Below are 22969 nucleotides of genomic sequence, written 5' to 3'. Positions count from 1 at the left end.
GCTTTGGGGGTCGATCCGCTCCGCTCGGGCAACGAAGGTAACGATCGGATAAACACGCTACACGACGGAGCCTGGGAATGGGGTGCCCGTCCCCACACCGATCGTCGCGGCGAGCCGCGCGAAGAGCTCAGGACCGGCCGCGATGGTCATCTCGCGGCCCGGTGCCCCGTCGGGCGCACCGCCGAGCAGCCCGCCCGCCTCGGTGACCAGCAACCCGCCTGCGGCGTGATCCCAAGGGTGCAGGCCCCGTTCGAAATATCCGTCCAGCCGACCGGCGGCCACGTAGGCCAGGTCGAGCGAGGCAGCGCCCGCCCGTCGCAGGTCGCGCAGGAGCGGCATCACGGCGGCGACCCGAGCAAGGTCTTCCGCGTGGTGCTTCGGGTCGTATCCGAACCCCGTGGCGACGAGCCCACCGGCCGCGCCGACGCTCGACACCCAGAGCCGGCGCTCGCCCAGCCACGCACCACCTCCTCGGATCGCGTGGAAGGTCTCGCCGACAGCGGGGTTGTGCACGACCCCCGCCTGGGCAGTCCACGTCGGCGGCGTCGGCTCCCCCGAGACAGCGGCGATGCTGACGGCGTAGTGCGGCATCCCGTAGGCATAGTTCACCGTGCCGTCGATCGGGTCGACGACCCAGGTGATGTCGGAGGTCCCGCGCTCCGCGCCGGACTCCTCACCGAGGAAACCGTCGTCGGGCCGCTCCGCCGCGAGACGGTCGCGGATGAGCGCTTCGACCTCGCGGTCGGCCTCGGTCACGATGTCGGCGAGCGCCGACTTGGTCGCGGCGATCGCCACGCCTTCCGCGCGGCGCACGCGGGCGAGTGCGCCCGCTTCACGGGCGATGTCGAGAGCGAGGTCGGCGAGCGCGGCGGCATCCATTCCTCCACGGTACGCGCCTGCACAACGACGAACCGCCCGAGACGGCGTCGCCACGGGCGAGCGTCTCGGGCGGTCCGAAGATGCAGACTCAGTAGCGCGGCGGCGGCGGGACGTCCGGCGTGCCGGGAGCCGGCGGCATGGGCGGGGCGGGCTGGTCCGGTTGTGCCGGAGGCGCGGGCTGGGCCGGTGCGACGGGCGGGGCGGGCTCGCCGGGAACGGGCGGCGCCGACGTCTCACTGTGCGGGGGAACCGGAGGCGCCTGCGGCACGTCGACGCTCGCACCGTAGGGCTGCTGAGCGTAGGTCGGCTGGCCCGTGTAGTAGGCGTTCCAATCCGGGCTGCCGTCGGGCATCACGGGGAGCGGGGTGCGACCGTCGGCGTACGTCGGCCAGGCCTGGACAGGTGCCGGGGGCGCAACATCCTGCGGAGCGTACGCCGCCTGCGAGGCGTACGCCGGTGCGCCGTACCCGGCAGTGCCGTAGCCGCCGTGCTCGGGGCGCTCCTTCTTCGGGGCGAAGAGGGCGTTCACGAGCGGAACGAGCGCCGTACCGACGGCGGCGAGGATGGCGACCGAGACGAGCACGCGCCAGTAGATGTCGCGGAAGTCGACGAACTCCCCGAGCATCAGCGGGATCACGAGCATGAACGCGAGGATGACGACGAGGCCCATCGTCACGTAGGCCACGATGCTGGTGAAGGTCGTCTGATGGCGCGTGAACGACTTCACGTAGAGACGGATGTGAAGGAGTGCGCCCTGCAGGACGAGCAGGATGACGACGTACTTGAAGAAGCGCTCGACGCCGACGCCGTAGTTGTCGCCCGCATCCGGCATCCAGATCAAGAACGCGCCGATGATGAGCGCAATGACCCACGACACGATGCTGGCGAGTGCGAACCACGCCGGTCGACGACTCGCGAGGGATGCCTCGAGGATCGACAGCCCCGCAAAGGCGGCCAGCAGCAGGATCGTGAGGAACGCCCGCCCGACGATGCCGGCGGAGTCGCCGATGATCACCCAGACGACGCACACGATCGCGGCAGCGATCAGTGCGCCGATGGCGACCCAGATCGCGGCTCTGAAGATCTTGCTCGAACTGGGGGCGGTGATCGGTTCGCTCATCCTCGACATCCCTTCGGCGGAGGCCTCCCCCGCCCTCGCGTCCATCCTGTCAGACCGGGCCATGCGGCAACGGGATCTCCACAGGGGTTGCCGGAGCCGTCGGGACAATGAGAAAGAGCCACGGATCGCTCCGCGGCTCTTCATGTGATGGTGGGTTGTTCGAACTTCTCCAGAGGACCACGGTTTCCGCGGGAGTTTCGCGTGCAGCGGATCTCAATCCTCCGAGGCCGAGGAGATAATCCTCTGGCATAGCGGTTCCTACCGCGGCTCTGCTCAGCGCAAAGCTTTCAGGGCGGCCGCTGCCGCGGCCTTCTTCTCACTAACCCGCCAGTTTCGGGCAGCCGGGCTGCGCGCCGCAGAGCGCGACCTCTTTCCTCCGCGCACAGAAGCCGCCAAGGCCGCAGCGACTTCTGCAGCGGGCTCATCGGAGATCCAGTAGAGCATCACCTTCCCAATGTTCTTCGCCACGATTTGGTCGAGCTCGTCATCGGCACCCGTCGCTGCAAGAACGATGGCTGCGGCTGACGCTTCCTGTGCGGAGGAAGTCAGCCTCGACTCGACCTCCGCCCAAACCTCCGCACGTTCGGCCGCCCGGAGCGGAATCGTGATGAACGCCCACAAATGCTGATCGCCCGCCCCTCCGACGTCGAGAGTGTCGGCAAGCAGGAGACGAACGGCGCTCGCGTAGACGTCGTAGTCGGCCGCCGCGAGCGCATAGGCGAACGACGATCGCGCCGGAACTGGCGGTTGCAAGACAGCAATCTTGTGCAGCAATCCAGCGACAGCCGGGTCCGCTTCGCTTAGGTCGAGCGTACGGGTAGCGACAGCGGTCATCGCGTCTTCCGATTCGGCGGATAGCGCGAGCTCCATCGCATTTTCGAGCGAAAGCACGCGGGACAACGGGTTGGCGCGTGTCTTCATTGCTTCCGTCGGCTCAGCATCCTCCAGGAGGCCGTCAACGTGCGCGGTGAGGTTTGGATCCACGAGTCCGCGGCTGTCGAAGAGGTCGAACAACGCCCAGTAGACCGCTTCGGGCGCCTCCTCAACGTATGACGTGACCGTCGTGACTACCGCGGGTGACAGTTCTTTCGACCACGGCAGCTGGGAAAGTGAGGTCAGTGCTCGCACCCGGTGCGCCCCGCCGTAAGGAAGGATCGCTCCGAGCGCGTTAAGCAACTCACGCTCGCAGTCGAGGGAGACGCGCCCGGTCGCCATAAGGAGGGCTGCCGCTTCTGTAGCGTCGGCGCTGTAATCGATGGAGCGTTGGAACAGCGGTACAAGCTCCGCCATCGCCTTGTCGCCCCAGTCAGTTGGCGCCCCTGCCGTCAAGATATGCGGGGCGAGACCTGCGACGAACGCTCGCGTGTCCTGGTCTCCAAGCGCAGCAACCCAGGACGATACAACAGCGGTGGACGCAGAGTCTTCCATCTGTGGAAGAAGCGCGGACATATGTGATGCTCGGTCGGACTGTTCGGTTCCGACCCGCAGCCTGCTGCGGTCTCGATCACCCTTGGCCAGCAGCCACTGCCTTCTTCATCGCGTGGTGGCGCAACGCGGGTCGGTCGCGCCATCACTTAATTTGGCGCTACGAGCTCACCTCCGACCTGTAGGCGAATAGTCACGGCGTCACCGGATCAGCTCAAATGATTAGCTATGAGAAATCAGAGCGTAGTTGCTCCAACCACCGTCAATGGCATGCGCGATTAGGTCTGACGAATGGCACCTACGATGGCCCCGGCTGTATTCGGGTCGAACTGCAGCATTCCCCTTCTCTGCAGCGTTCCCTCAACTGCGTCGGCGAGGACGTGCGCAGACTCCCGGTCGCGGATGAAGTCTGCGACTAGGCCGGAGGCGACGCCAGGTCCGTTTGCGCGGACGACCTCCGTGAGCCTTTCGACCGTGGAGGCTGCGTCGGCGATCGACACGCGCGACTCAGCAGCGTCGACCGATCGGTACCACTCGCGTGGCACAGTATAGGGATCTGGGGTGTTCGCGACTTCGACTGTGAGATACCGGTCGACTAATGCACCTCCCCCAAGCGCCGCGGTACGAAGCGCCGCAAGGAATCGAGAGGCTTGAGTGACCGGATTCAAGATGGCAACATCGAGCGCTGCACGCTGACGTCGATGAGAAGGTGAAATGCCCGCGCGCGCGACAATGACGTCGGCGGCGATCAGCGCAAACCAAGGATCCGTCGCCGCCATCACGTCTTCAGCAATGGAGGCCAGATACTCTGCGATCCTCGGTCGTTTCGCATCAGCCACCATCAGAGGAACTATCTCACCGGAGCGTCGAGCAATCAGAAAATCGAGCGCTCCTCCGGCCAAATCGTCGGACTCGTCCTCCGTCAGTGGATACTCCATACAGGTTCGAACGATAGACCAGAATGTGTCCGCGGGCGCGTTTTCGATCAACTGAACGAGATCGACGCCACGGTACCTATGCGACCCGCCCTTCAGCCAATAGCTGATCAACCGATCAGCTATTTTGTCAACCCCACCCAGGGCCGAAATTGTCACATACGTGCGCTCGTTTACCACGGCACTCTCCATGGGTTAGGTACCAGATCCCACCCGTAGGCTTTCGAAGCCCCGACAATGTAATTCTTGGCGCGTTCTGGGCTGATATTGGGGGCCTTCGTCGACCATTTTAATAGCCCTGCCAAGGGCGAAGAAAACGCGCGTACAACCGCTGCGCCGCGTTCCCCTTGACGTTGATGTGGCGAAGATAATCGACGAACCATCTACCAAAGACCAGCAGGAGTAGGCCGACGGCGATGGTCGCTGACGGGACGCCGACCCCGACTTCAGCACACACAAAACAAGCCTTCATTTCCAGTAGAGGTCGTGGACTTGAGCGGCCAAATCAGCGAGCGGAATCGCGAGGCGCACGCGGAACTCGATCTGCGTCTTGTCGCTGCAAGACAGCGGTTGAGGATGCGCAACATGCGTCCGCCTTCGCTCCTTTGAACGATGAGCAGCGCCGGGCTGCGAGCGAATGGTCTCGACACAGATCGACTCCGCACTGACGCTGAATTGGGCGCGACCGAAAGTTTCAGATGTGGCTGTCGGTCGCCAGCTCGGCAATTGCGCCTATGCACCGGCGGCAGAGTCGCTGCCTGACGTCAAAGTGCTCGCGAGGGTTCGTACGTCGGACTCAGGCAGTGAGCCTGAGTAGAAAGCCAATCCTTCCCGAACCCCGCTCAACGATGTCTGAATCTGGCCGGCGCGAATGCCAAGGGCGTGGTGTGTGCCGTAAAGGGTCGAGGCCGGCTTGACAAAGAATTCGGCATCCTTCAAGGATCCCAACATCTCACTCGAGCTTTTCCAAAACTCAACGCCGCCCCGCGTGCCGACGATGTGGACGTAGCCCGCCCTCACAGGCTTGCCGACGAGGCGGCTGAAAGAATCCACTTCATCAGCACGCAGCACCGTCGTCGCAACCACAACAGCATCCCCGCGCGATCGGCGGAGCGCGCGAGCTTGCAATGTCAGGCGCAAGCCCATGAAGAGGATGATGGCTAGCACAACTGCTACCCCGGGCAGAATGCCCAGGAGCACAGCGTCTAGAGCAGACGCGCCGATGCGCTCCAAACTAGACCCAGTGATGACAAAGCGAGCCAGAACCGCCAAAAGGCAGATCGCGAAAAGTGACGCCAGAAAGAATCCTGGCCATCTGCCCGGCTTGTTCGTTGTTATGGTCACTCGCCGTTCCAGCTAGGTAGATTGCCAAGGAAGCCTGCCGCTCCCGCTGGCGCAAGCCCTGCGTCGGCCGCGCCGCGAAGAAGAGTGTACGTCGCGATGGCGGCGGGATGGGTGTTCTCGAACTCGAGCGGTGAGACGTCGCCGATGCCGGAGTGGCGGCGTTTCGGGTTGTACCAGACTTCGATCCATTCGAAAATCGCCCGCGCGAGTTCGTCAGGGCTCTGCCAGGCGGGTTGGTCGAGAAGCTCGGGTTGCATCGTCGACCAGAACGACTCCATAAGGCCGTTGTCGACGCTGGACGCGACCCTGCCCATCGATCCGAGCAGCCCTGCTTGGCGGAGCCGGTGCCCGAACACCAACGAGGCGTATCGGGACCCGCGGTCCGAATCGACGACCGAGTGACCGATCCTTGGCCGCGCATAGAGATTGCTGTGAACCCCACATCTCATTTCATGATTCTCACGAATGGCGTTACAGTTATTTCAGATAGGGAGATCCGCATGAACATTTCCGTTCTCAACACTGCTGTGGCCGTCCCCGCCACCGAAGTTCAACAGCTCAGCACCGCAGTCCAGGAACTGCCTGACACCAGCCCCCTCCGCGAACTGGTCAGCGAACTGCTCGACGCCGTAGCGCGTGGTGCCGGCATCTCACTAGTGGAGCAGGAAAAGGAGTTGAGCCCCAACGACGTCGCCTCACTACTCCAGGTGAGTCGTCCTCACGTCATGAAGATGATCCGCGAGGGCGTCCTCATCGCGCACCCCGTCGGAAAGCACCATCGCGTCCGCTACAGCGACTTCATCGACTTCGCCGAACGCCGTGAGCTCGCGTCTAAGCACGTTGCGGAGATCATTGCCCACGCGAACACGCCAGCGCCCGTTCCCCTCACCGAGGAAGAGATGGAGGACTTGCGTCAACTGTGAGCACGGAGCCTCAGTTGATCGAGGACTTCTTGCGCGAACGGCTTGATGCGCTCGCAGTGATCACACACTGGTAGGCCTGCACCCTCATTCTCGGTGGCGACGAACCAACCACCGCAGAGGCTTCGGACTGCACTACCGGTCACCAGTCCCTCGATGTGCTGCGTCGATCTCACCCAGTGCAACCGGTCCGGCCGGTCGGCACTGGGTGGGAACGACGCCTCGTCGACATCCGCGTCGGAAATCAACTGCGTGAGCTTCGCGTGAGTCACGACGATGTCTAGGCGCATTTCGTTGGAGGGGGTGTAGACCGACTCCCGGTACTGCGGGTCCGGCTGCACGTATACGGCGCCACATCCGATCAACATCTCGTACACACGGTGCGGTTGAACGCCCATCGCGACCAGGATGGTGACCTCGGAGGTGGAGTTGTGAGCGTCCGCGTGCTCTTCTGCAGGAGGATCGTGTTCGACCTTGATCGTGTACTCGAACTGGCCCGATCCCGTAGGCGCCTTGTGGTCGACGGGGGTCGCCACGGTGACCGCTTCACCTTCACGGAACGCCTGCCTCAACCCCTCCCGGAGCCCCTGGACGAGATCGAGCCTGAGGTGGAGGTCACGAAGACGCTCCTCTTCGTTCTCCCTGACCTTCACATCAAGCTTGGTCGGTAGATGGTCCACTGCAGGGCCTGCGATGCGGCCCTTGTCGAGCTCACCCTTGTCTCGCTTGAGCGCGCTAGCAACGGTCGCATGGAAGGTGTTGTGCCGGTCCGCGTACACCAACCACGGGTCTGATTCGGCGTCCTGGATGACCGCGCCCCGCCAACCCGCGCCGTCGTGATCGCGAACCTCGTAGACCGTGCCGTGATAGGTCCGTGACGCCTCCTCATGTCGACTGGGAGCGCCCGAAGCGAAGCCTCGGTTTGCGTCCTCGAGGAGAGTGCTGTCTACAGTTTCCAGCCGTAGTTCCTCCAGGATCTGCCCCGCCTCGGTCGGGTTTGCCTTCGCGCGAGCAATGACCTCACACGCCGCCGCCAGTTCGGGGGTAGTGGGCAATTTTGCCACCACTCGCAAGGTCGGTCTGGTACGCCTCATGAAGTTCCTCCTCGGTCGACTCTATCGAGCGTCGAACCACCCCCCTCGACGGCGGCGGACAACTCGGTGCGAGCGACCTGACGCCGCAGCCCGAAGGCAGCGACGAGTTCGCTGTTGTTGACCTCGAGGTCACCTACAGCGGCGCGTCTTCGGGCTCGCGCATAGACATGAAGCGGCACCCGCCCGCGACATCGCCGCAACACCCCACCTACCCGGAGCAGTTCATGAAGACCACGACAGACCTCATCGAGCACCTGCAGCGCGCCTACCCCGACATCCCGGTCCGCCGGCTCGATGCAACCGATGCGGCGAGCTGGGAGCATTACCTGTGCGGTTGGCCGGGCCGGTCCAAAAGCGGCGGGTTCATTCTGCGAGTGAAGGACATCAACTGGGAGGACCGCTTCGAACGGGCCGAACCTGCCTACGAGGAGATCGCTCGGCAAGCCGATCACGCGCTCGCCCAGCATGAGGGAAGCGTGGACCAGATCGCAGTCGCCTCCCATTTCGCCTTCGGCGGCCTGACCTCAATCCTCGTGGTGGAGACGCTTCGCGCGAACGCCGGGTGACACGGATGGGGCGGCCCCTGTGGTTGCAAACGCGCGACCGGAGTCTTGTCTCCTGCGGCGGGACGAGAGTCCAGGTGGGCCGATGATCGGAGGATCGAAAGGACTATTTGTCCCGACAAAGAGCTCCCCACGTTCGCGCGGGCGTCGCTAGAAATCGACCACCACTCGGTGCTCGGGCCGCTCGGCGGCATACCACCGCCCTGCGTATCCAGATACCCATGGTCGCTCGTCGCCACGTCCGACCCCGCGGACGCCTAGCGAACGAGGGTGAGGTGTGGCCGGTCGGTCTCCACACCGGCGAGCCGCCGCACATGTCGAACAGTCATCTGCAGACTGTTTGCGATGTCGCTCAGGGCCACATCGACGGTCTCAAGCAGTTCGATCGCTCGGCGAAGCATCTCGGGGGTCTCTCCGGGGTAGTCCGAAATGGGGCGGGCACGTCCCGGCAGCGAGTTGAGGGTGATGTAGGCCCGACGGGCTGTTGAGTCCGAGAACCGCTCCAGGTCCTTCGACCGTCGTACGAGCATATGGGGCGATACACCCCACTCGTCACTCAACTCGTGCAGTACTCCTAGGTTCAGCCGGGGCGGCAGCTCAGGGCGCAAAACGTCTCGTGGTGTTAGGAACTCGGCGGCGAAGATGTCGGCCTGACGTTCCATCTCAACATCGGTGCCGTGTCGGTCATGGTGCAGAACGATGTGCCCCAGTTCGTGCGCGGCGCTGAAGCGGTGGCGAAGGACGTCGTTCGCTTTGTCTGGCGTGAGAACGATGAGGGGGCGGGGAAGTGACGTAGTGGAGAACGCGTCGATACGGCTCTTGTCAGGGAGCGTCGGGTCCTGCTTCATCGAGAAGAAAACTGTGAGGATGCCCCGCTGCTCCATTTCTGCCACGAGGTGAGGGATGGGGTCGACGCCCAGACCCCAATGCGCGCGCAGTTGCTGGGCTGCGGTGATCGGGTCCGGGACATCCCCGTTATCTGGATATGCCCATCCGGGAAGGTCCAACTCTGGGAACTCAACCCGCTCCTCCAGGTAGAGGCTGAGCTCCCAAGCCTGCTCGACGTAGGCGGTGGCCTGCTGCTGTTGAGCCACCGTCGTCGAACGGAGACGACGAAAAGACGCCTCCGCGACTTCGACGGCAGCACGCGGTCGACCATGCGCAAAAAAGCCCGCTGGCACGTCGAGCGCAGATGCGAGAGCTTCGATGGTGTCGGGCCGAGGCCGCACCTCACCGCGCTCATACTGTCCGATTGCCGCCGCGGAGACCTTCACCTCTCTGGCGAGCTCGGTCTTCGTCATCGCTTTGATGCGGCGAGCTTGGGTCAGCCGCCCTGAGTCGAACGCGCGGGCTACGTCAACGAGGCCCATCAGGCTCCTGCGGACGGCGTAACTTGGGCGTGCTCTTGGGTCGCTCGCCCACCGCGAAGCGGCGCTTCGTCGGCGTTGCCTGCTGGCCGGAGGGGGCGGCGGCGTCCCCGGTCCGTCGGTACACGAGCGGCTCGGGGTCGGTGAATTCGAGGTAATTACCGGCCAGGACAGCCGGAGCCAGGAACATCTGCCCGACGCCGGCCGGTGTGCTGCTGTAGTACGGCACAAGCAGCATCCCCCTTTTCGACTTGCTCGATGCTTCCACGGCTTCAGCGATGTTGGCGTGCCCCTCCCCCGCCTCTCCGAGGTCGAAGAGTGTCTCCGGCACGTAGGCGAACCGCGGGTTGCTGGCTTCGGCGAGCGTGTCGCGGCGCGTGTCAGAGAGCTGACGAAGATTCAGTCGACGGTGGTTGCGGGGCATCTTCTTCCCCACCCGCTGCACATGCACAACGTGGTCTCCAACTCGCATCAGCATGCGAGGAGACCGCGGTACCTTCTCTTCGGAGTAGTTCGCGAGGCCACGTAGTTGCGCCTGGCACTCCTTTTGGGCGGCGTGAGCCATTCCGACCCCGTACACGAACTCGTGCTGGTCGGGGTCGTCGTATTCGGTGTGGGCTCGCGCGGACCGCACTTGCCCGAGGTGGATGCCCATGGGCACTAGCGACCGGATGACCTGCAAGTGCTCCGGCGCGAACTCCGCGCGCCAATCCTCAACCATCTGCTGCATTCTGATCCCCGCCTCTCTGAAGCCAGGGTAGCAGGGCGCTTCAGATCTAAACACCGTTTCGTCACTTACGTTGGAATCTCAACCCCGAAATGTCCAAACGGCGATTTCAGACACCCGAGATGAGCCCTTCGATACTTACAGGAGTCGGGCCGGGGGCGTTCGAATAGATCCGAGGGGGTGTCCATGTGGCCTTGAGCTTGCGAGATCCCTGATGGCTCGGGCCGAGCGTGAAGCTGTTGACCCGCCCGGCGACCCCTTCCACCATCAGCCGTTCCGCGAACAGCAAGCTCGCAACCGGCCGGAGGATGGCGTCGTCCAGCGACGCCCCACGCAGCTGCTCCAAAGGATCTATGGGTCGCGCCATACCGAACATCTGTTGACGGAGCTCCTGAGTGCCGATGAGCCCGTCGGAGAGAGCTCTGCGAGCCACTTCCTCCGCAGGGATGTTGTTGATTGTCATGGCCCCGCGGCCGAGCCCGTTCCGCTCGGACAACGACAACGTGATGCGCTCTTCGTATCGAGAACTGGACACGACGCGGGTGGCCAGTGCTGACACCGTCGCGTTCCGCGCATCGCTTGCCGAGGCGTACGGCACGCTTGAGCGCTGATCGCGCATCCTGACCAGCTCGTCGTGCACGACCGCGCTGCGAATATCCGCCTGGATCGTGACACTGCGGTCGTCGAAAGTGAACTCCTTCGCCCGGAACACCGCTCGACCTACTCGCACCCACGGCGCGAGTTCTTCACCAGCCAGATCGACCAGGCGCCGGCGGACACGGCGCCCGAGGTCGGCCGCGTCGGACCATGAGCTCGTCGTGTAGAGGTTGCGCGCGCCATCGACGAGGTCCCTCTGAGCCCGGTCCATCTCCCCCGATGATTCACCGTTGACGAAGAGGCACAGCCGCAAGCCTTCACGCTCGGCTTCGAGGAGCTCGGCATGCGTGGCGGAACTGCCGTCGCTCATCCGCACGCCATATCTCGCCCCGAACAGACCCACGTAGATCTCCGAGCTGCGAACGCCTGCAAGGTAGGCCTGCTCTGCCGAAACGTCCTGCGCGCCGAGCTCTTCCTCAAACATCACCGGCGTGGCACCGAGGCCCTCAATAGCTGATCGCACAGCTGCGCGCTCAGCCGCGAAGCCGGTAATCACGCTGGAAACGAACACCCGGCGCCCGCTCCCCCACGCCGACAGTTCGCTCTCGGGAAGGGCGAGCGACGCCGAGCGCTGGTCGATCAGAAGTGAGTCCGCCATGGAGTCAGTTGATCACATGCCTCCGACACTCGTCGGCTTAATTCGCACTGGCAGCGGACGCCTCGCGGCCGGTGCTGGCCCCTCAGCCCGCTACCTCGCCTTTGGGTACCCTTTGAAGGACCTCCGCTACTGCGGGTGCTGCGTCAGTTCTCGACGATTGCACCTTCCATTGCAGCCCACCGGAACTCGTCAGTTCGAGATTGCCGTACATCATGATGGGCAGCACTGGGTTGTTGGCGTAGCGCCGATCGGGCCCGCCCTTCTTGTTGACGTACTGCCATGTCTGGTCGACCTGAACTGCGTCCCTTGGCGTGTGGCCGGGCGACTCGATAAACCGCGCCTGATACCCGGTAGCACGGACGTTCGGGTAACTCACGTCAGAGTAAGTCTTGCCGTCTCTGACGAGAATGCGGTCAGGGAGAAAGTGGATACTCGTTTTGCCGACCACTATCGACGGCACCGCCACGTTGGTCGCCAGGTGTTTCGGCCCAGCCAGGCCAGCAGTCGCGTCGGCTCGCTGGACGAGGTTGCTCGCGCCGGCGTTGGTCTTGTGCTGATACAGCGTGTTCACCTGTCCCGACGCGACGGTCCGCCACAGCTTCTTGGTCTCACTGAGCCGCAACCAGTGTTCGACGAGGCTGTCGAACCAGGAGGCGGCGGCGTCGTTCACGTCGTAGAACAGAACAACCTTGCTCTTCGCCGCGTCGCGTAGGAAAAGCCAAACGCACAGCGGGGCCGCCAGCGCCCACACGAGAGGCCCCCAGGGCATCACGGCTCCACCGAGGATGAACGCAACTACCGAGACCAGCCACCCAAGCCGGAAATGCCGCGCGGCTGCATTGAGTTGCTCCACGATGTCACCCCCGCCCGTCGGCGCCATCTCGAGAGCCGTGGCGCCGGTGACGTCTTCCATCAACACTGAACTGGTGTGCACCGGCGACGGCACTGCGGGTGTCGCATGCGGCGTCGGCCCCTTCAGCGATGTCCGGTAGTAAACGCCGCCGCGACCAAGGTGGACATAGTTCCCGCGGGGACCCGTGCCCACACGGAAGCCCGGCACCCCGGCGCTCACTCCGACTCCTGATTTGCTCAGGTTGAAGCGGAACGGCCCAGCTTTCACGCTCTTGCGTACGTAGAACCCCATGGCACGCATCCTTTGCGGCGTCGCCCTTCAGGCGACTGTGCGGGCGTAAGGGGCCTGTACCGAACCGGCGATCAGGCTCAACGGCTGGCCGCGTCCTCATCGCCCGCCACCCCGCGACCAAGCCGAACACTGACGCGCCTCGCGTCGCTCGCCGGATACTCCCTTCCCGACATAACTCCCCAATCTCCCGGTCACTTCGCTAGTCGCGAGGCGTTCCGAGTCGTGATGTCCGCCTCCCGCGGTTAGTTCCTTCTCTTCTGGACAGACTTTTCACAGCGACCGCGCATGGAGGTGTTGAGCGCGAACACGTCGCGCACGAATGGAGATCGTGATGGAAAAGAGCTTGGGTTGGTACGGAGGCTACGTGTTGGCGTTGGCTCACCGTGCAGAACGCGAACTGACGGACGAAGAACGAACGGTGCTTTCCGAAGTAGCAGTGAAGCTGCAGTCACTGCACGCTTCCGCGTGGCACGAGGGGAACATGGCAGCGGCCGATTAGGCGATCGCTTACGCGCTAGGCACCGTTGGACGAAGCACTGAGCGCGTCGTGCCGGGAGCTTTGGGCTCTGAGACCCCGTCACCGACCCCGCCTCTCGCCTCTCTATCGGCCGGCCTCCATTCGTCGGGATGCGATAATCGAACGAACACGACGGGGGACGTGAGATGGGTGATGGTGAGCGTGTCCGATGAGACTGACGCCGCGCTTCTGTTTCGCCTGTCCCGCGGGGACGCAGATGCGTACCGTGATCTCTTTCGTCGCCATGAGCGCGCCACGTATCGAGTCGCCTTGCTCCTGACGCATTCCGCCTGGGACGCCGAGGAAGTGGTCGCATCTTCCTTCCTTGAGCTATGGCGCAAACGCGACAAAGTTCGACTCGTCGATAATTCTGTTCTGCCGTGGTTGCTCACGGTGGTGTCGTTTGTGGCCAAGAATCACCTTCGTGGTACGCGTCGATACCGACGCCTCCTGGCGAAGATCCCTCATGAGGGCATCGAGCCCGATCACGCAGACGAGGTAGCTCGCACGGTCGATGCTCTGCCCGTCGCTGCCGAAGTCCGGGTGGCTCTCGGGGAGCTCAACGCGCGAGATGCAGCGGTACTGCTTCTCTGCGTCGTGCAGCAGTTCAGTGCCCGAGATGCATCCATCGCCTTGGCCGTACCCGAGGGGACCGTTAAGTCACGCCTGTCTCGAGTCAAGGCGAGACTTCGTACGAGACTGAGCGCGTACGCTCCTACTGCGGAGGAGCATTATGAGCGGCTCAAATCGGATGCCCCACGCGCAAGAAGTGGAGAATCTCCTCGTCGACCACATGCGCCACGATCTCACTCGGCCAAAGTGGTGGAGTACGCTCCGTGGCCGCCTCGCAATTGGCGGCGCTGGCGTACTCGTTGTGAGCACGGGCATAGCGTCGGTCGCCCTGCTCGACTCGCAACCGGTGAGCGAGACGTCGGTTGTGCACTGCTTGGACACTGCTAGTCGCAACCTTGACGGCACGCTCCCCGGAAAAGCCGTCAGCATCGGAACGCCGGACGGCGTACTCGCGGTCACCGATGCAGTGCGCGTGTGCGAGCAGATGTGGGCTTCGGGAGCCTTCGCGTCGGAGGACCCACTGAACGCGACACCGAGCGCTGGAAACGTTCCCGAGCACTTCACGACATGCGTGACCGAAGATGGCGCCGCCGCCGTCGCTCCCGGGCGATTCGAGTGCTCCGCCATCGGTTTGAGCCCGTACTCCGGCTGAACCACCGCCTTCCGGGCGCACCTAGAAGCGCTTACTCACATCAGGCTACGTTCGCTCGCGATCGAGCCCTCTCGGTCCCGCCTGGGGGTCGCGTTCGCGTGCGCGGGTCGACGTCCGGATCGGTGTGGCCGCGCGCTGGAGCTCGGAACCGATGAGCTGATTCCGGACAGCACGGGAAGACACCGACCAAGGAGGTCTTCCCATGAAAGTCCGCACTCTCATTGTCGTGACGGCAAGCCTGCTCACTCTCGCACTCCCCTCGGGCGCGCAGGCCAACGAGCTCCCCCCGACAGAGGTTTGCACGGTGGGTGCGCTGGCAATCCCCGAGGGCGATCCAGCACCGGAAGCGGTTCCTCTAGTCATCTCATGCTTCGAAACCGCTACGGAGGCAGAAGCATTCATCGAGGAAGGTGCCCCCGGAGACTACGAACAGCTGGTCGACGGGGGGAGCCCACAAGGGCGGGTCGCAGCTGCCGCAACAGTGACTATTGGGCGCGTCTGGACTGGTACGTCCCGCGGCGGTTCCGAACTCATCCATTGGGGAACAGGAAGCGGCTGCAACGGAGTGACCTATGGTTTTCCGACGTTGCCGAGCGGATGGAACAACAACATCCGATCGGCGCAGGGCTACAGCAACTGCTGGGCGTCGCACTACGACAGCACTTCATACAAAGGGCAAGTGCTGACTTGCGCGCCCTATTGCTCCACGATGGGGTTCCTTGCCGCCAAGTCGTCGTCGATCGTTTACCGTCCCGTCGGTACTTTTGGCTGAGGCACTCTAGACGATAGTGATTCCCACGCCGTTGGCCTTCGCCGTCACTCGGCCATGTCCTCGTCGCGTTCGCTCTCGATGTGAGCCGCGGAGTCAGGTTTTCTGCGGCACCGCTCTCGATCGTGTGGAAGCCAACTTGGACTCGACGGCAGAAGGGGCCGACGATGTCGGCACCTCGCTCGGTCGGATCTTGGAACGGGTCTTGCAAAGCGCCGGTTGGGCCGTGAGAAGGGCAAAGCCACACGAGCCAAAGGGTCGCGTCTACGTGCCTAGGCTCAAGCGGTTCCGCGCAATCGAGACAATCACGCCCCGGAGGATATCCGTCGTCACGCACGTCTTGAGCGCCCATTTTCACGTACCCCGCTGCGGCTCGTTGGTGGCGTCGCATGACGCTTCGGGCGCTTCCGAGACCCCGGGGCGGAATGTGTTTCTCAGAAGGCCGGCGTACGTCACCGATCTTTCGACCACGACTGCATCCGTCGAGAAGAGATAGTGAGCGTCGCGGCCGTCGCTCCGATGAGCGAGAAGAGGAACACGACCGCCACATTCAGCGTCAGCACTTCGAGGACCCATTCGACCTCGCGAGCTGTGAGAGAAGCAGTTGCGAACGGTGTCATTACCGCGAAAGCGGCGAGCGTCGTTACCAGTGCCCAGGTCGCGGTTTCGATGAGCAATTGACCGACTTGACCTCGCGCTGACTGTCCGAGGTGGCGAGCCACGGACAGCTCGACTCGCCGACTACGAATCATGAGAAACGTGAGGACGAAGGCAAGCAATGCGCCAGCAGGAGGAAGGTATCTCGTCGTCCGGGTCTGCATGAGCTCGTCAGTCGTGGTTGCACGTCCAAATGTCTGATTTAGCTGGCCTATTGAGACCGATGACGCGTCGACGCCGGGCATCACGACCAGGGAGGCAAGTCCCGCCAGTTCTTCGCTGGGCGGCCACAGAGAAAACCAGCATGAATCGAATGCCCCGGACGCTGCGGTCGAGGCGAGAAATGCAGCCGCGAGCTGAGAGTTCCGGCCGTCGTCGGGGTAGTTGAATACTCCATCGACTCTTACCGGCTCGACCTCATTCGCGACCGAGAGAAGGGGCCGGTCTGCCGCCGCCAAGAGCGTGGATATCTGACTGGACATCAACAACCCGTCGCTCGTGGAGCGCCCGCCGAGTACAGCTACCGGATCACCGGTCGTCTCGTACAAGGCGAAGCTTGTGTCGGGCATCGCATCGAGGGTGAGCCGGGCTGGCGCTTCCCGAAGCGCAAATGCACCGACTACTCCGTGCACTCTCGCCAACGAAGCGCAGCGCTCACCGTCAATGCCGCCCAACGCCGAAACCGTCACGACGCTCGCTCCAGAGGCTCGGACCGCTCTCTGACTCGAGAAGATGTCGCTTGCTGCAAGCCCGTCTGAGGCGACCGTTCCGAGCAGGATAGAAAACAGGGCGACCACGCCGAGAAGGGCTCGCGTGGTCCCGGAGCGGACATTGCGAAAACTCTCCCCGAGGAGCTGACTCGTCCGCATCAGCGCAGACCCAGATCGACAACGTGGTCACACTCATCGCGGAGCTGAGGATCATGAGTCGCGACGAGCACTAACCGCTCTGGCGAAATGAGCCCGCGAATTACCTCTCGGATCGTCTGCGCCGTTCGTGGATCAAGTTGGGCGGTCGGCTCATCAATCAGCAAAGCGTCGAAGCCTGCAGCCGTGGCTCTCGCAAAAGCCAACCGCTGGGCTTCACCACCTGAGAGCTTCCGAAAGGGTCTATCCGCGACGTCTGTGAGCAGGAAGCGGTCCAGGAGTTCTCTCGCCATCGGTTCTGCGCTGCGCCGAGTGATGCCACGCAGAAGCAGCGGGAAAACGACATGATCTATAGCCGTCCGACGAGGCGACCCGACGGGATTTTGCAGGATCCATCCGATGCGCGTTATGCCCTCAACACGACGCTCGCCGCTTACAGGCGAGATCTGTCCCGCCAGCAGCGAAAGTAGGGTGCTTTTCCCCGAACCGGATGGCCCCACCAGCGCGGTCAGTTCCCCGGGACGCAAAGTGAAGGAGACATCATCAAAGAGCAGAGGTTGGTCGCGAAACCCGAACGAAACTGCCTTCACGCTCAGCTGCACGGGAGCGAACTCTCGGGTCGAGACTCGACCTGATCAACGGACGCACCCGCTTCGAAGGACACGTACGTCACGCCCAGGCTCGAAGCCACGACCGTCACAGGTATCGCCCTCCCATCGGTCACCACACACGCTGAGGAGGCTCGAACGCCGATAAGAGCGCTCGGAGGGACGCCGTAGACGGTCTCCGGATCCACGAGCTCAAGGCGTGCCACGACGTCCGAAGACTCGGCTGAGGCTTCGTCACGCTCCAGGAATGAAGCGACCGTCGGCTCAGCGATGAGGGTTCGAATCGCTTCAGGATCGGTGATGCGTCCGCTTTCGTCGGCGGCGATGACAATACCGCCGACGGAAAGCTGACGGGCCCCCTTTTGGAGGTCATTTGGTTGAGGGTAGGTCACTGCCGTCACCCCGCCTCCAATGCTCAGAATGGTTGCGCCGTCCGTGACCTGAGCCCCGAGGGTTGCGCCGCAAGCAGTCACCGTTGACGGGGACGACGGCAACCACACGATGTCGCGGAGCCTGACCGAACCGTATGACCTGTCCGTGGAGTCTTTCAGCCCGCGGTCCGCGAGCATCTTCGCGAACGCCTCTCGGGTCTTCCAGTCGAACCGCCCCGAATCGGAACTGGCGTACCCGAGTTCTCGGAGCACGCGCTGGATGCTGGCCACATCATCGCCGCGCTCACCGCCGGTGAGGTCCCTATAGATAGGAGTCGATGTTGCCAACGCGACAATCGGCATCCCATCGACCGACAGGGGCGCGTCGCCAGTTCGCAGTTCGGCGCCCCGCTGACACGCCCACCTCGTGATGGTTCCCGAGACTCGTACGTGAACGTCTGACGGCGCTCCGCGTTCAAACGAAAGAGTGACGTTGCGTGGATCTGCAAACTCAGTCGAGGTCAGCGGAATTATCGCCGGGCGGAATGCCGCCGACTCGTCAGCAGCGGGGAGCGGCCGGAAGGCAAGAAACCATCCGGCGAGGGCGGCGATGGATGCGATCGCGACCCAAGATAGGACGAGGCCTGTCCACCCGAAAGATCGTGCGGGGGATGGTCCATTCCTCCGCTCGGTCCCAGATGCCCTTTCTGTCATCGGCTGCCCTCGAGGTCTCCGTCGATACTCGGGTTCGCCATACACTGGTCGGCTTCCTTTGTCGCGAGCAGGTCTTCTGCCGCCTTGTCGATGACTTGATCCGAGTCGGCAGTTTGCCCTGCGTTTATGGCTCCTGCGCGTGTCAGGAGCTCCTGAAGGTCGGACTTGGTAAATGGTGCAGCCACAAGTCCAGCCTTTACGAAGCATTCGGCGATCAACTCGTCGTAATCACGATTGTTCGGGTTGGTCAGCATGTCCACATACAGACCTTCGATGAGAGCCTTGGTTCCTGGGGCGCATTTGTCGGCGGCCTTGTCGTACAGCGCAACGTCTCCTTCGATGGCGTAGACGTAGTAGCCGGCCTGATCTTGAGGCTTCACAGTTGCACCTTCGTCGGCCACGCAAGTCACGAAGCGTTGTATCGCTTCCTCGTACTCCGCTCGCGTTATCTCGCCGTCGGCCAGAACGTCCCGCTCGAATTGGGAGGTTGCTTGATCCCGCGCCTGAGCGATCAGGTCAGCGTAAGGCCCAGTAGCGAGGTTCTGCTGAGGCCCAGTGCACGACACAAGCCCCACGGCGACTCCTACGAGGACGGCCATGATCGCAAGCCTCTTCATCATTGCGATACTCGCTCTCTATCTCGATAGACCTCGAGTTACGGGAACCGAGAGTCCCAGGACGCTGAACGCCCGTGGCCGACGGGCAGAGGAGCCCGTGCGCCGCGGACGCTCAGCGATCACATCCTGGACCTTACTTTGACTTCAGCTTGTCGGGTCAGAAGCTAGACCACCCAGCCCAACCTCCGCCGGATGAGATCTGCACCCGCAACGCGTGACCGGCCGCCGTACCGCCGGACGCTGAGATGTAAGAGTTCCTGCTCTGCGCTCCGTCGTATGCCGTCGGGTACGTCGAGACGTATCGGTACACGCGCGCTTGCACGTTTCCTTCGCAGTCGTTGCTCTGGGCGCGGGTCCAGCTCGTGGTTGTGCCGCCCTTCTGCCCGACCGCCTGACAGGCTGCGTGTGCGGCATCGGCGGAACCGACGGACGCGACTCCGATCCCGCCGATCACGAGGGCAACTGCCGCGCCGAAGACCGCGATCTTCCGGAGACCGTTCGCGCGGGCGGATTCGTTCACAACACTGTGGCTCATGATTATCCTTCGATGTCGACTACTCACCACCTGGCGTGGTGACACTCCGACATGTCCGTCGACCGACATCGGTTCCCGCCAGAAGGCTTCTCCGACGCGTCGAGGCCCTGAGGGGCTCGACGCGTCGGGGTTCAACAGAGATCGTCAAGCTCCGCAAGCGGTCTTGATCAGTCGGGCAGTGCGGCGAAGACGGCGTTCCCGTTGAGACCGACTCCTTCCGGAGCGAGCGGGCCCGGGCGGATCAAATGCGACGGTGGCGTTTGCCTTTCTGCTAAAAAGAGCGCAGGAGGCCGCTTGGTCACCTGTCGCGCACCGCACTGGTGCACCTCGCGGGATCGGGGGATTCCGCGTCGAGGGGGGAATGTTGTTCATGCACGCCAAGAAACGGAAAAACGGGAGCACGCTGCGAACCACCGCGGTCACCACGATCGTCTTCGCGTTGACATTCGGTGGCTCTGCCACCGCTTACGGGAATGAGCCGAGCGTCGGCGAGGATCTGGTCGAGGCCACGGTCGCGACTGTTGCCGAGCACTATGAAGACCTGCCTGCCGCCCCAGAACTGATTCAAGGCGGCGAGAGCGACAAGATTGTGATCGGCGGCGAAAACGAAGGAGAACGATCCTTCACTGTGGTCGCCCCGGAGTCGGATTTCGTTCAGGACAAGTTCGGCAATGTGACAGAAGTGGGCGACTCAGCCGGGTCCGCGACCTTCGTCGACATCATGCCGAGCGAGACCCGGATCATCACCACAGTGACAACCGCCGGCGCGGCACAGGATCTGGACTTCAAGCTCCAAGGGATCCAGGATCCCTACCTTGTTCCGATGGAAGACGGCTCCTTCAAAATCCTGGACGACGAGGATCGATACGTCGTAGATCTCGGCGCGCCGTGGGCAGTCGACGCAACGGGCAAGTACCTGGAGACTTCCTACACTCTGGACAATTCAGTACTTACCCAGAAGATCGACTACACGGATGCGGTCTTTCCCGTAGTCTCTGATCCCGCTTGGAACTACTACCTGGATCATGGGCTGAACGGCGTCGTGGCTCACGGCAAAGAGAAGGCAACCCCGAAGCGGGTGATGGCTGAACTTCGGCGATGCTTCAACTGCAGCTTTCCCGTCGCAGGAGCTCCGAAAGCGTTCCCGAAAGTCGGGCAGTTGATCCCCCTGGACGCCAGCCCCTTCACATGCATCGTGAAGATCAACGCTGCCGTGAAGATGAACTACGTTACCTCGACCACCTTCGCCTTCATTGCCGCCCCGGGGCATTTCGATGGCGCGGGGTCGACCATCTCTTTTACTTTCTACAACGACAAATCTGGGTATCTCCATCTGGCGGTGGGAGCGCACATCCTGAAGGACAACGGGGCTGTTGCGAACGAGGTAAATAAGCGAGTCGCTAGCCAAACATGGCTCAACTTCCTCGGAAATCTCATCCGCCGGAACTCGCTCTGACCGGCGTATCGTGAAGTCGTGATAGCAACCTCGATTCGTCGATTCGTCCTCGCCGGCGTGACCGGCGCTGCGACCGGTGTCGTGTTGGCGGCGGTGACGATCGCGAGCGTCTATGCCTCAGAGCCCATTCCCTGGGGCTTGATGGTTTACGGCGCACCCTACGGTGCTGGGGTCGGGGCCGCCTGTGGCCTGGCGGTGTGGCTACTTACTCGGCAGGCAGTCGCGACGGGCCGGCGATTCGGATATATGCGAGCGCTCGTTGTGGTGGCATCAGTTCTCGCGGCCACAGGTTGCGCTGTACTCGGTTACGTCACCCTCGAGGCGGGCTTACCCACAGTGACTATATGCGGCACGGTTGCACTGGGATTGCTGGCGGGTGCGGGGTCTCTTGCTGAATCGTCGAGGCGCGCCAAAAGCGACGTCCCCGGCCGGACCTCCTCCCCGAACCGAGCGGCGGCCAGTCAATAGTGCGAGTGTCCCGCGCACGGCACCGCGGGACACTCGCCAACCGACGAACCCGGAACCGTCGCTCGCGGACCTTTGCCGTGCAGTGCAGTGCAGCGACCCGGCGCTTCCAGGGTCTCTCCGAGATCCGGCAGGCGGATCGGGATGTGCCGCGCGAAAGCGTCAGACAACTCGCCAAGGGCAGCCAAGCGCTGCGTCTCGGCTTCGGTGATACCTTGAACCACCGCGTTCCCTACGGCGGCAAACTGTTCGCGTGCGTCCGTTGGCTCGCGAATCATTCGATCGCTTCGAAGGAAGTCAGGATCACCAGGAGGCAACGGATAGTTGACTCGTCGAGCTCGTGCGTGGCGGAGATCCTCGTGATCGTCTCCGCGGATGGTCTGCCGGCGAACCTCGCGAGCGCCCTTGCGAGCTCGGGGCGCTCAGGGAGGAGAACGTTGAGTGCGGCCTCGCAGCGTTCCGCTCTCTCGGCCCGTTGACGTTGGCGTCGCCGGCGGGTGGCAGCGAGCTGTAGCTCTGCCCTGCGACGGCGGCGGAGGTTTGTCTGACCGTCGGGCGTTGATACAAGTGCGAGCCACGCGTCGAGCTCGTTGACCTCCCGCTGCACAAGTCCGCGCCAGGATGATGCCACACGGTGCGACAACGTGATGGCCTTGTCCCTCGGGCGGCGGGCGCGTTCTACCCCCCCAGCCGAGAGGAGTGTCGTCGTCCACCCACACCAGCGGACGTCCCGCCCACCGCGGGTCCTCGCCGAGCTGCGCGACCTCCCACTCCGACGGCTCACGAAAGAAGGAACCGTTGTCGACGACCGCAATAGGCAGTTCCGGAAACCCGAGGACAGGACTGAAGTAGGTGTTGGCGTGGTGCTGCCATGTCGTGGCCCACACAACCTCGATACCGCGACGGATGAGGTCGTGGACCCATGCCACTCCAACACCCGAGAACTCTTCGCCATCCTCATCGCTGAACTCATCGACCTCATCCCAAGGCGGCTGAGAGTGATGCAGGGTGGGATAGGCCTCGCGGCGGTAGGTGATCTGCGCGGAGATGATGCCCTCGCGCACAGGATTTCCTTCGCGAGTGGGGGGTACGCGGAGTACGCCGTCGAGGTCGATCGCAACCACGGGCCGGAATCGCTGGACGTTCACAGCCGGGTGCCGCCTTCTCCAGTCGCGCGGCAGGACTCAGAACCGTATTTCATTTTTGTCATTCCGTCCTCACGCGCGTCAGCGTTCTCGCGAACCGTCCCTCGAGAACTCGATAGTCGACCCGCGAAGTCGTGACCGGGGGTAGCCGGGGTGGACGCGGACGCGTCGGGCTCGACGATGCGAGAGTCGCTCCGGCGAAGCGTTCGCGCGATCCATGGCTGTTGGTCATGACGACCAGGACGTCGCTG

At 63.3% G+C, this 22969-nt stretch carries 20 protein-coding genes; 5 read left to right on the top strand and 15 right to left on the bottom strand.

Annotation, left to right across the window (positions count from 1 at the left end; genetic code table 11):
- Nucleotides 1–57: 57 nt before the first annotated feature.
- The 6 genes from ACIQLK_RS05810 to ACIQLK_RS05785 form a co-directional block, all read right to left on the bottom strand.
- Nucleotides 58–879, bottom strand: coding sequence for an inositol monophosphatase family protein (locus tag ACIQLK_RS05810; protein ID WP_400363367.1), 822 nt, complete (start codon nt 877–879; stop codon nt 58–60).
- Between the two features lie 88 nt (nt 880–967).
- Nucleotides 968–1999 (bottom strand): hypothetical protein, encoded by a 1032-nt coding sequence (locus ACIQLK_RS05805; protein ID WP_400363365.1) that lies wholly within the window; start codon nt 1997–1999, stop codon nt 968–970.
- Between the two features lie 273 nt (nt 2000–2272).
- Nucleotides 2273–3448 carry a hypothetical protein gene (locus ACIQLK_RS05800; protein WP_400363364.1) on the bottom strand — a complete coding sequence of 392 codons (1176 nt, stop codon included), beginning with the start codon at nt 3446–3448 and terminating at the stop codon, nt 2273–2275.
- Between the two features lie 254 nt (nt 3449–3702).
- The gene (locus tag ACIQLK_RS05795) at nt 3703–4539 is read right to left on the bottom strand and encodes a hypothetical protein (RefSeq protein WP_400363362.1); all 837 of its coding nucleotides are present in this window, start codon (nt 4537–4539) and stop codon (nt 3703–3705) included.
- A 552-nt stretch (nt 4540–5091) separates the two neighbouring features.
- Nucleotides 5092–5526, bottom strand: coding sequence for a hypothetical protein (locus ACIQLK_RS05790; RefSeq protein ID WP_400363360.1), 435 nt, complete (start codon nt 5524–5526; stop codon nt 5092–5094).
- Nucleotides 5527–5699: 173 nt separating this feature from the next.
- Nucleotides 5700–6017: an integrase core domain-containing protein gene (locus tag ACIQLK_RS05785; RefSeq protein ID WP_400363358.1), complete on the bottom strand. Its 318-nt coding sequence runs from the start codon at nt 6015–6017 to the stop codon at nt 5700–5702.
- A 186-nt stretch (nt 6018–6203) separates the two neighbouring features.
- Between ACIQLK_RS05785 and ACIQLK_RS05780 the strand changes: the two genes are divergently transcribed.
- Nucleotides 6204–6626: a helix-turn-helix domain-containing protein gene (locus ACIQLK_RS05780; protein ID WP_400363356.1), complete on the top strand. Its 423-nt coding sequence runs from the start codon at nt 6204–6206 to the stop codon at nt 6624–6626.
- Here the strand turns inward: ACIQLK_RS05780 and ACIQLK_RS05775 are convergent.
- Nucleotides 6617–7687, bottom strand: coding sequence for a DUF3039 domain-containing protein (locus ACIQLK_RS05775; RefSeq protein WP_400363354.1), 1071 nt, complete (start codon nt 7685–7687; stop codon nt 6617–6619). The genes ACIQLK_RS05780 and ACIQLK_RS05775 overlap by 10 nt on opposite strands.
- A 254-nt stretch (nt 7688–7941) precedes the next feature.
- Between ACIQLK_RS05775 and ACIQLK_RS05770 the strand changes: the two genes are divergently transcribed.
- The gene (locus ACIQLK_RS05770; protein ID WP_400363353.1) at nt 7942–8283 is read left to right on the top strand and encodes a hypothetical protein; all 342 of its coding nucleotides are present in this window, start codon (nt 7942–7944) and stop codon (nt 8281–8283) included.
- Nucleotides 8284–8537: 254 nt separating this feature from the next.
- Here ACIQLK_RS05770 and ACIQLK_RS05765 read toward each other — a convergent pair whose 3' ends face one another.
- The 4 genes from ACIQLK_RS05765 to ACIQLK_RS05750 form a co-directional block, all read right to left on the bottom strand.
- Entirely contained in the window at nt 8538–9650 is a 1113-nt protein-coding gene (locus ACIQLK_RS05765) for an XRE family transcriptional regulator (RefSeq protein WP_400363352.1), read from the bottom strand.
- Nucleotides 9637–10368, bottom strand: a complete 732-nt coding sequence (locus ACIQLK_RS05760; protein ID WP_400363351.1) for a hypothetical protein — start codon at nt 10366–10368, stop codon at nt 9637–9639. Before ACIQLK_RS05760 ends, ACIQLK_RS05765 begins: the two co-directional genes overlap by 14 nt.
- Nucleotides 10369–10483: 115 nt before the next feature.
- Nucleotides 10484–11629, bottom strand: coding sequence for a DUF4062 domain-containing protein (locus ACIQLK_RS05755; protein ID WP_400363350.1), 1146 nt, complete (start codon nt 11627–11629; stop codon nt 10484–10486).
- 82 nt (nt 11630–11711) lie between these two features.
- On the bottom strand, nt 11712–12773 hold the full coding sequence (locus tag ACIQLK_RS05750) for a DUF4236 domain-containing protein (RefSeq protein WP_400363348.1): 1062 nt from the start codon (nt 12771–12773) through the stop codon (nt 11712–11714).
- A gap of 670 nt (nt 12774–13443) precedes the next feature.
- Here ACIQLK_RS05750 and ACIQLK_RS05745 point away from each other — a divergent pair.
- Together ACIQLK_RS05745 and ACIQLK_RS05740 are read left to right on the top strand one after the other, a co-directional pair.
- Nucleotides 13444–14250, top strand: a complete 807-nt coding sequence (locus ACIQLK_RS05745) for an RNA polymerase sigma factor (protein WP_400363347.1) — start codon at nt 13444–13446, stop codon at nt 14248–14250.
- A gap of 467 nt (nt 14251–14717) precedes the next feature.
- Nucleotides 14718–15287, top strand: a complete 570-nt coding sequence (locus ACIQLK_RS05740) for a hypothetical protein (protein ID WP_400363346.1) — start codon at nt 14718–14720, stop codon at nt 15285–15287.
- 449 nt (nt 15288–15736) lie between these two features.
- On the opposite strand, the gene ACIQLK_RS05735 is transcribed toward ACIQLK_RS05740, so the two are convergent.
- The 4 genes from ACIQLK_RS05735 to ACIQLK_RS05720 form a co-directional block, all read right to left on the bottom strand.
- Nucleotides 15737–16810 (bottom strand): hypothetical protein, encoded by a 1074-nt coding sequence (locus tag ACIQLK_RS05735; RefSeq protein WP_400363344.1) that lies wholly within the window; start codon nt 16808–16810, stop codon nt 15737–15739.
- The gene (locus ACIQLK_RS05730; RefSeq protein ID WP_400363343.1) at nt 16810–17409 is read right to left on the bottom strand and encodes an ATP-binding cassette domain-containing protein; all 600 of its coding nucleotides are present in this window, start codon (nt 17407–17409) and stop codon (nt 16810–16812) included. Before ACIQLK_RS05730 ends, ACIQLK_RS05735 begins: the two co-directional genes overlap by 1 nt.
- The gene (locus ACIQLK_RS05725; protein ID WP_400363342.1) at nt 17400–18059 is read right to left on the bottom strand and encodes a hypothetical protein; all 660 of its coding nucleotides are present in this window, start codon (nt 18057–18059) and stop codon (nt 17400–17402) included. Before ACIQLK_RS05725 ends, ACIQLK_RS05730 begins: the two co-directional genes overlap by 10 nt.
- A gap of 437 nt (nt 18060–18496) precedes the next feature.
- A complete protein-coding gene (locus ACIQLK_RS05720) occupies nt 18497–19120 on the bottom strand; it encodes a hypothetical protein (RefSeq protein WP_400363340.1) in 624 nt (207 codons plus the stop codon).
- Nucleotides 19121–20022: 902 nt separating this feature from the next.
- On the opposite strand from ACIQLK_RS05720, the gene ACIQLK_RS05715 reads away from it, so the two are divergent.
- Nucleotides 20023–21108: a hypothetical protein gene (locus ACIQLK_RS05715; protein WP_400363339.1), complete on the top strand. Its 1086-nt coding sequence runs from the start codon at nt 20023–20025 to the stop codon at nt 21106–21108.
- Nucleotides 21109–22969 lie beyond the last annotated feature (1861 nt).

Source organism: Microbacterium sp. NPDC091382 (genome assembly GCF_044757025.1).
In the GTDB taxonomy this organism is placed as follows: domain Bacteria; phylum Actinomycetota; class Actinomycetes; order Actinomycetales; family Microbacteriaceae; genus Microbacterium.
Note: the sequence above shows the minus strand (reverse complement) of the source record. Positions and strands in the feature narration are given on the sequence as shown.

What these genes read in the sequence shown, in the direction of transcription:
- ACIQLK_RS05810 (WP_400363367.1), bottom strand. Translation starts at nt 879, where the DNA reads ATGGATGCCGCCGCGCTCGCCGACCTCGCTCTCGACATCGCCCGTGAA.
- ACIQLK_RS05805 (WP_400363365.1), bottom strand. Translation starts at nt 1,999, where the DNA reads ATGAGCGAACCGATCACCGCCCCCAGTTCGAGCAAGATCTTCAGAGCC.
- ACIQLK_RS05800 (WP_400363364.1), bottom strand. Translation starts at nt 3,448, where the DNA reads ATGTCCGCGCTTCTTCCACAGATGGAAGACTCTGCGTCCACCGCTGTT.
- ACIQLK_RS05785 (WP_400363358.1), bottom strand. Translation starts at nt 6,017, where the DNA reads ATGGGCAGGGTCGCGTCCAGCGTCGACAACGGCCTTATGGAGTCGTTC.
- ACIQLK_RS05780 (WP_400363356.1), top strand. Translation starts at nt 6,204, where the DNA reads ATGAACATTTCCGTTCTCAACACTGCTGTGGCCGTCCCCGCCACCGAA.
- ACIQLK_RS05770 (WP_400363353.1), top strand. Translation starts at nt 7,942, where the DNA reads ATGAAGACCACGACAGACCTCATCGAGCACCTGCAGCGCGCCTACCCC.
- ACIQLK_RS05765 (WP_400363352.1), bottom strand. Translation starts at nt 9,650, where the DNA reads ATGGGCCTCGTTGACGTAGCCCGCGCGTTCGACTCAGGGCGGCTGACC.
- ACIQLK_RS05760 (WP_400363351.1), bottom strand. Translation starts at nt 10,368, where the DNA reads ATGGTTGAGGATTGGCGCGCGGAGTTCGCGCCGGAGCACTTGCAGGTC.
- ACIQLK_RS05755 (WP_400363350.1), bottom strand. Translation starts at nt 11,629, where the DNA reads ATGGCGGACTCACTTCTGATCGACCAGCGCTCGGCGTCGCTCGCCCTT.
- ACIQLK_RS05750 (WP_400363348.1), bottom strand. Translation starts at nt 12,773, where the DNA reads ATGGGGTTCTACGTACGCAAGAGCGTGAAAGCTGGGCCGTTCCGCTTC.
- ACIQLK_RS05745 (WP_400363347.1), top strand. Translation starts at nt 13,444, where the DNA reads ATGGTGAGCGTGTCCGATGAGACTGACGCCGCGCTTCTGTTTCGCCTG.
- ACIQLK_RS05740 (WP_400363346.1), top strand. Translation starts at nt 14,718, where the DNA reads ATGAAAGTCCGCACTCTCATTGTCGTGACGGCAAGCCTGCTCACTCTC.
- ACIQLK_RS05735 (WP_400363344.1), bottom strand. Translation starts at nt 16,810, where the DNA reads ATGCGGACGAGTCAGCTCCTCGGGGAGAGTTTTCGCAATGTCCGCTCC.
- ACIQLK_RS05720 (WP_400363340.1), bottom strand. Translation starts at nt 19,120, where the DNA reads ATGATGAAGAGGCTTGCGATCATGGCCGTCCTCGTAGGAGTCGCCGTG.
- ACIQLK_RS05715 (WP_400363339.1), top strand. Translation starts at nt 20,023, where the DNA reads ATGCACGCCAAGAAACGGAAAAACGGGAGCACGCTGCGAACCACCGCG.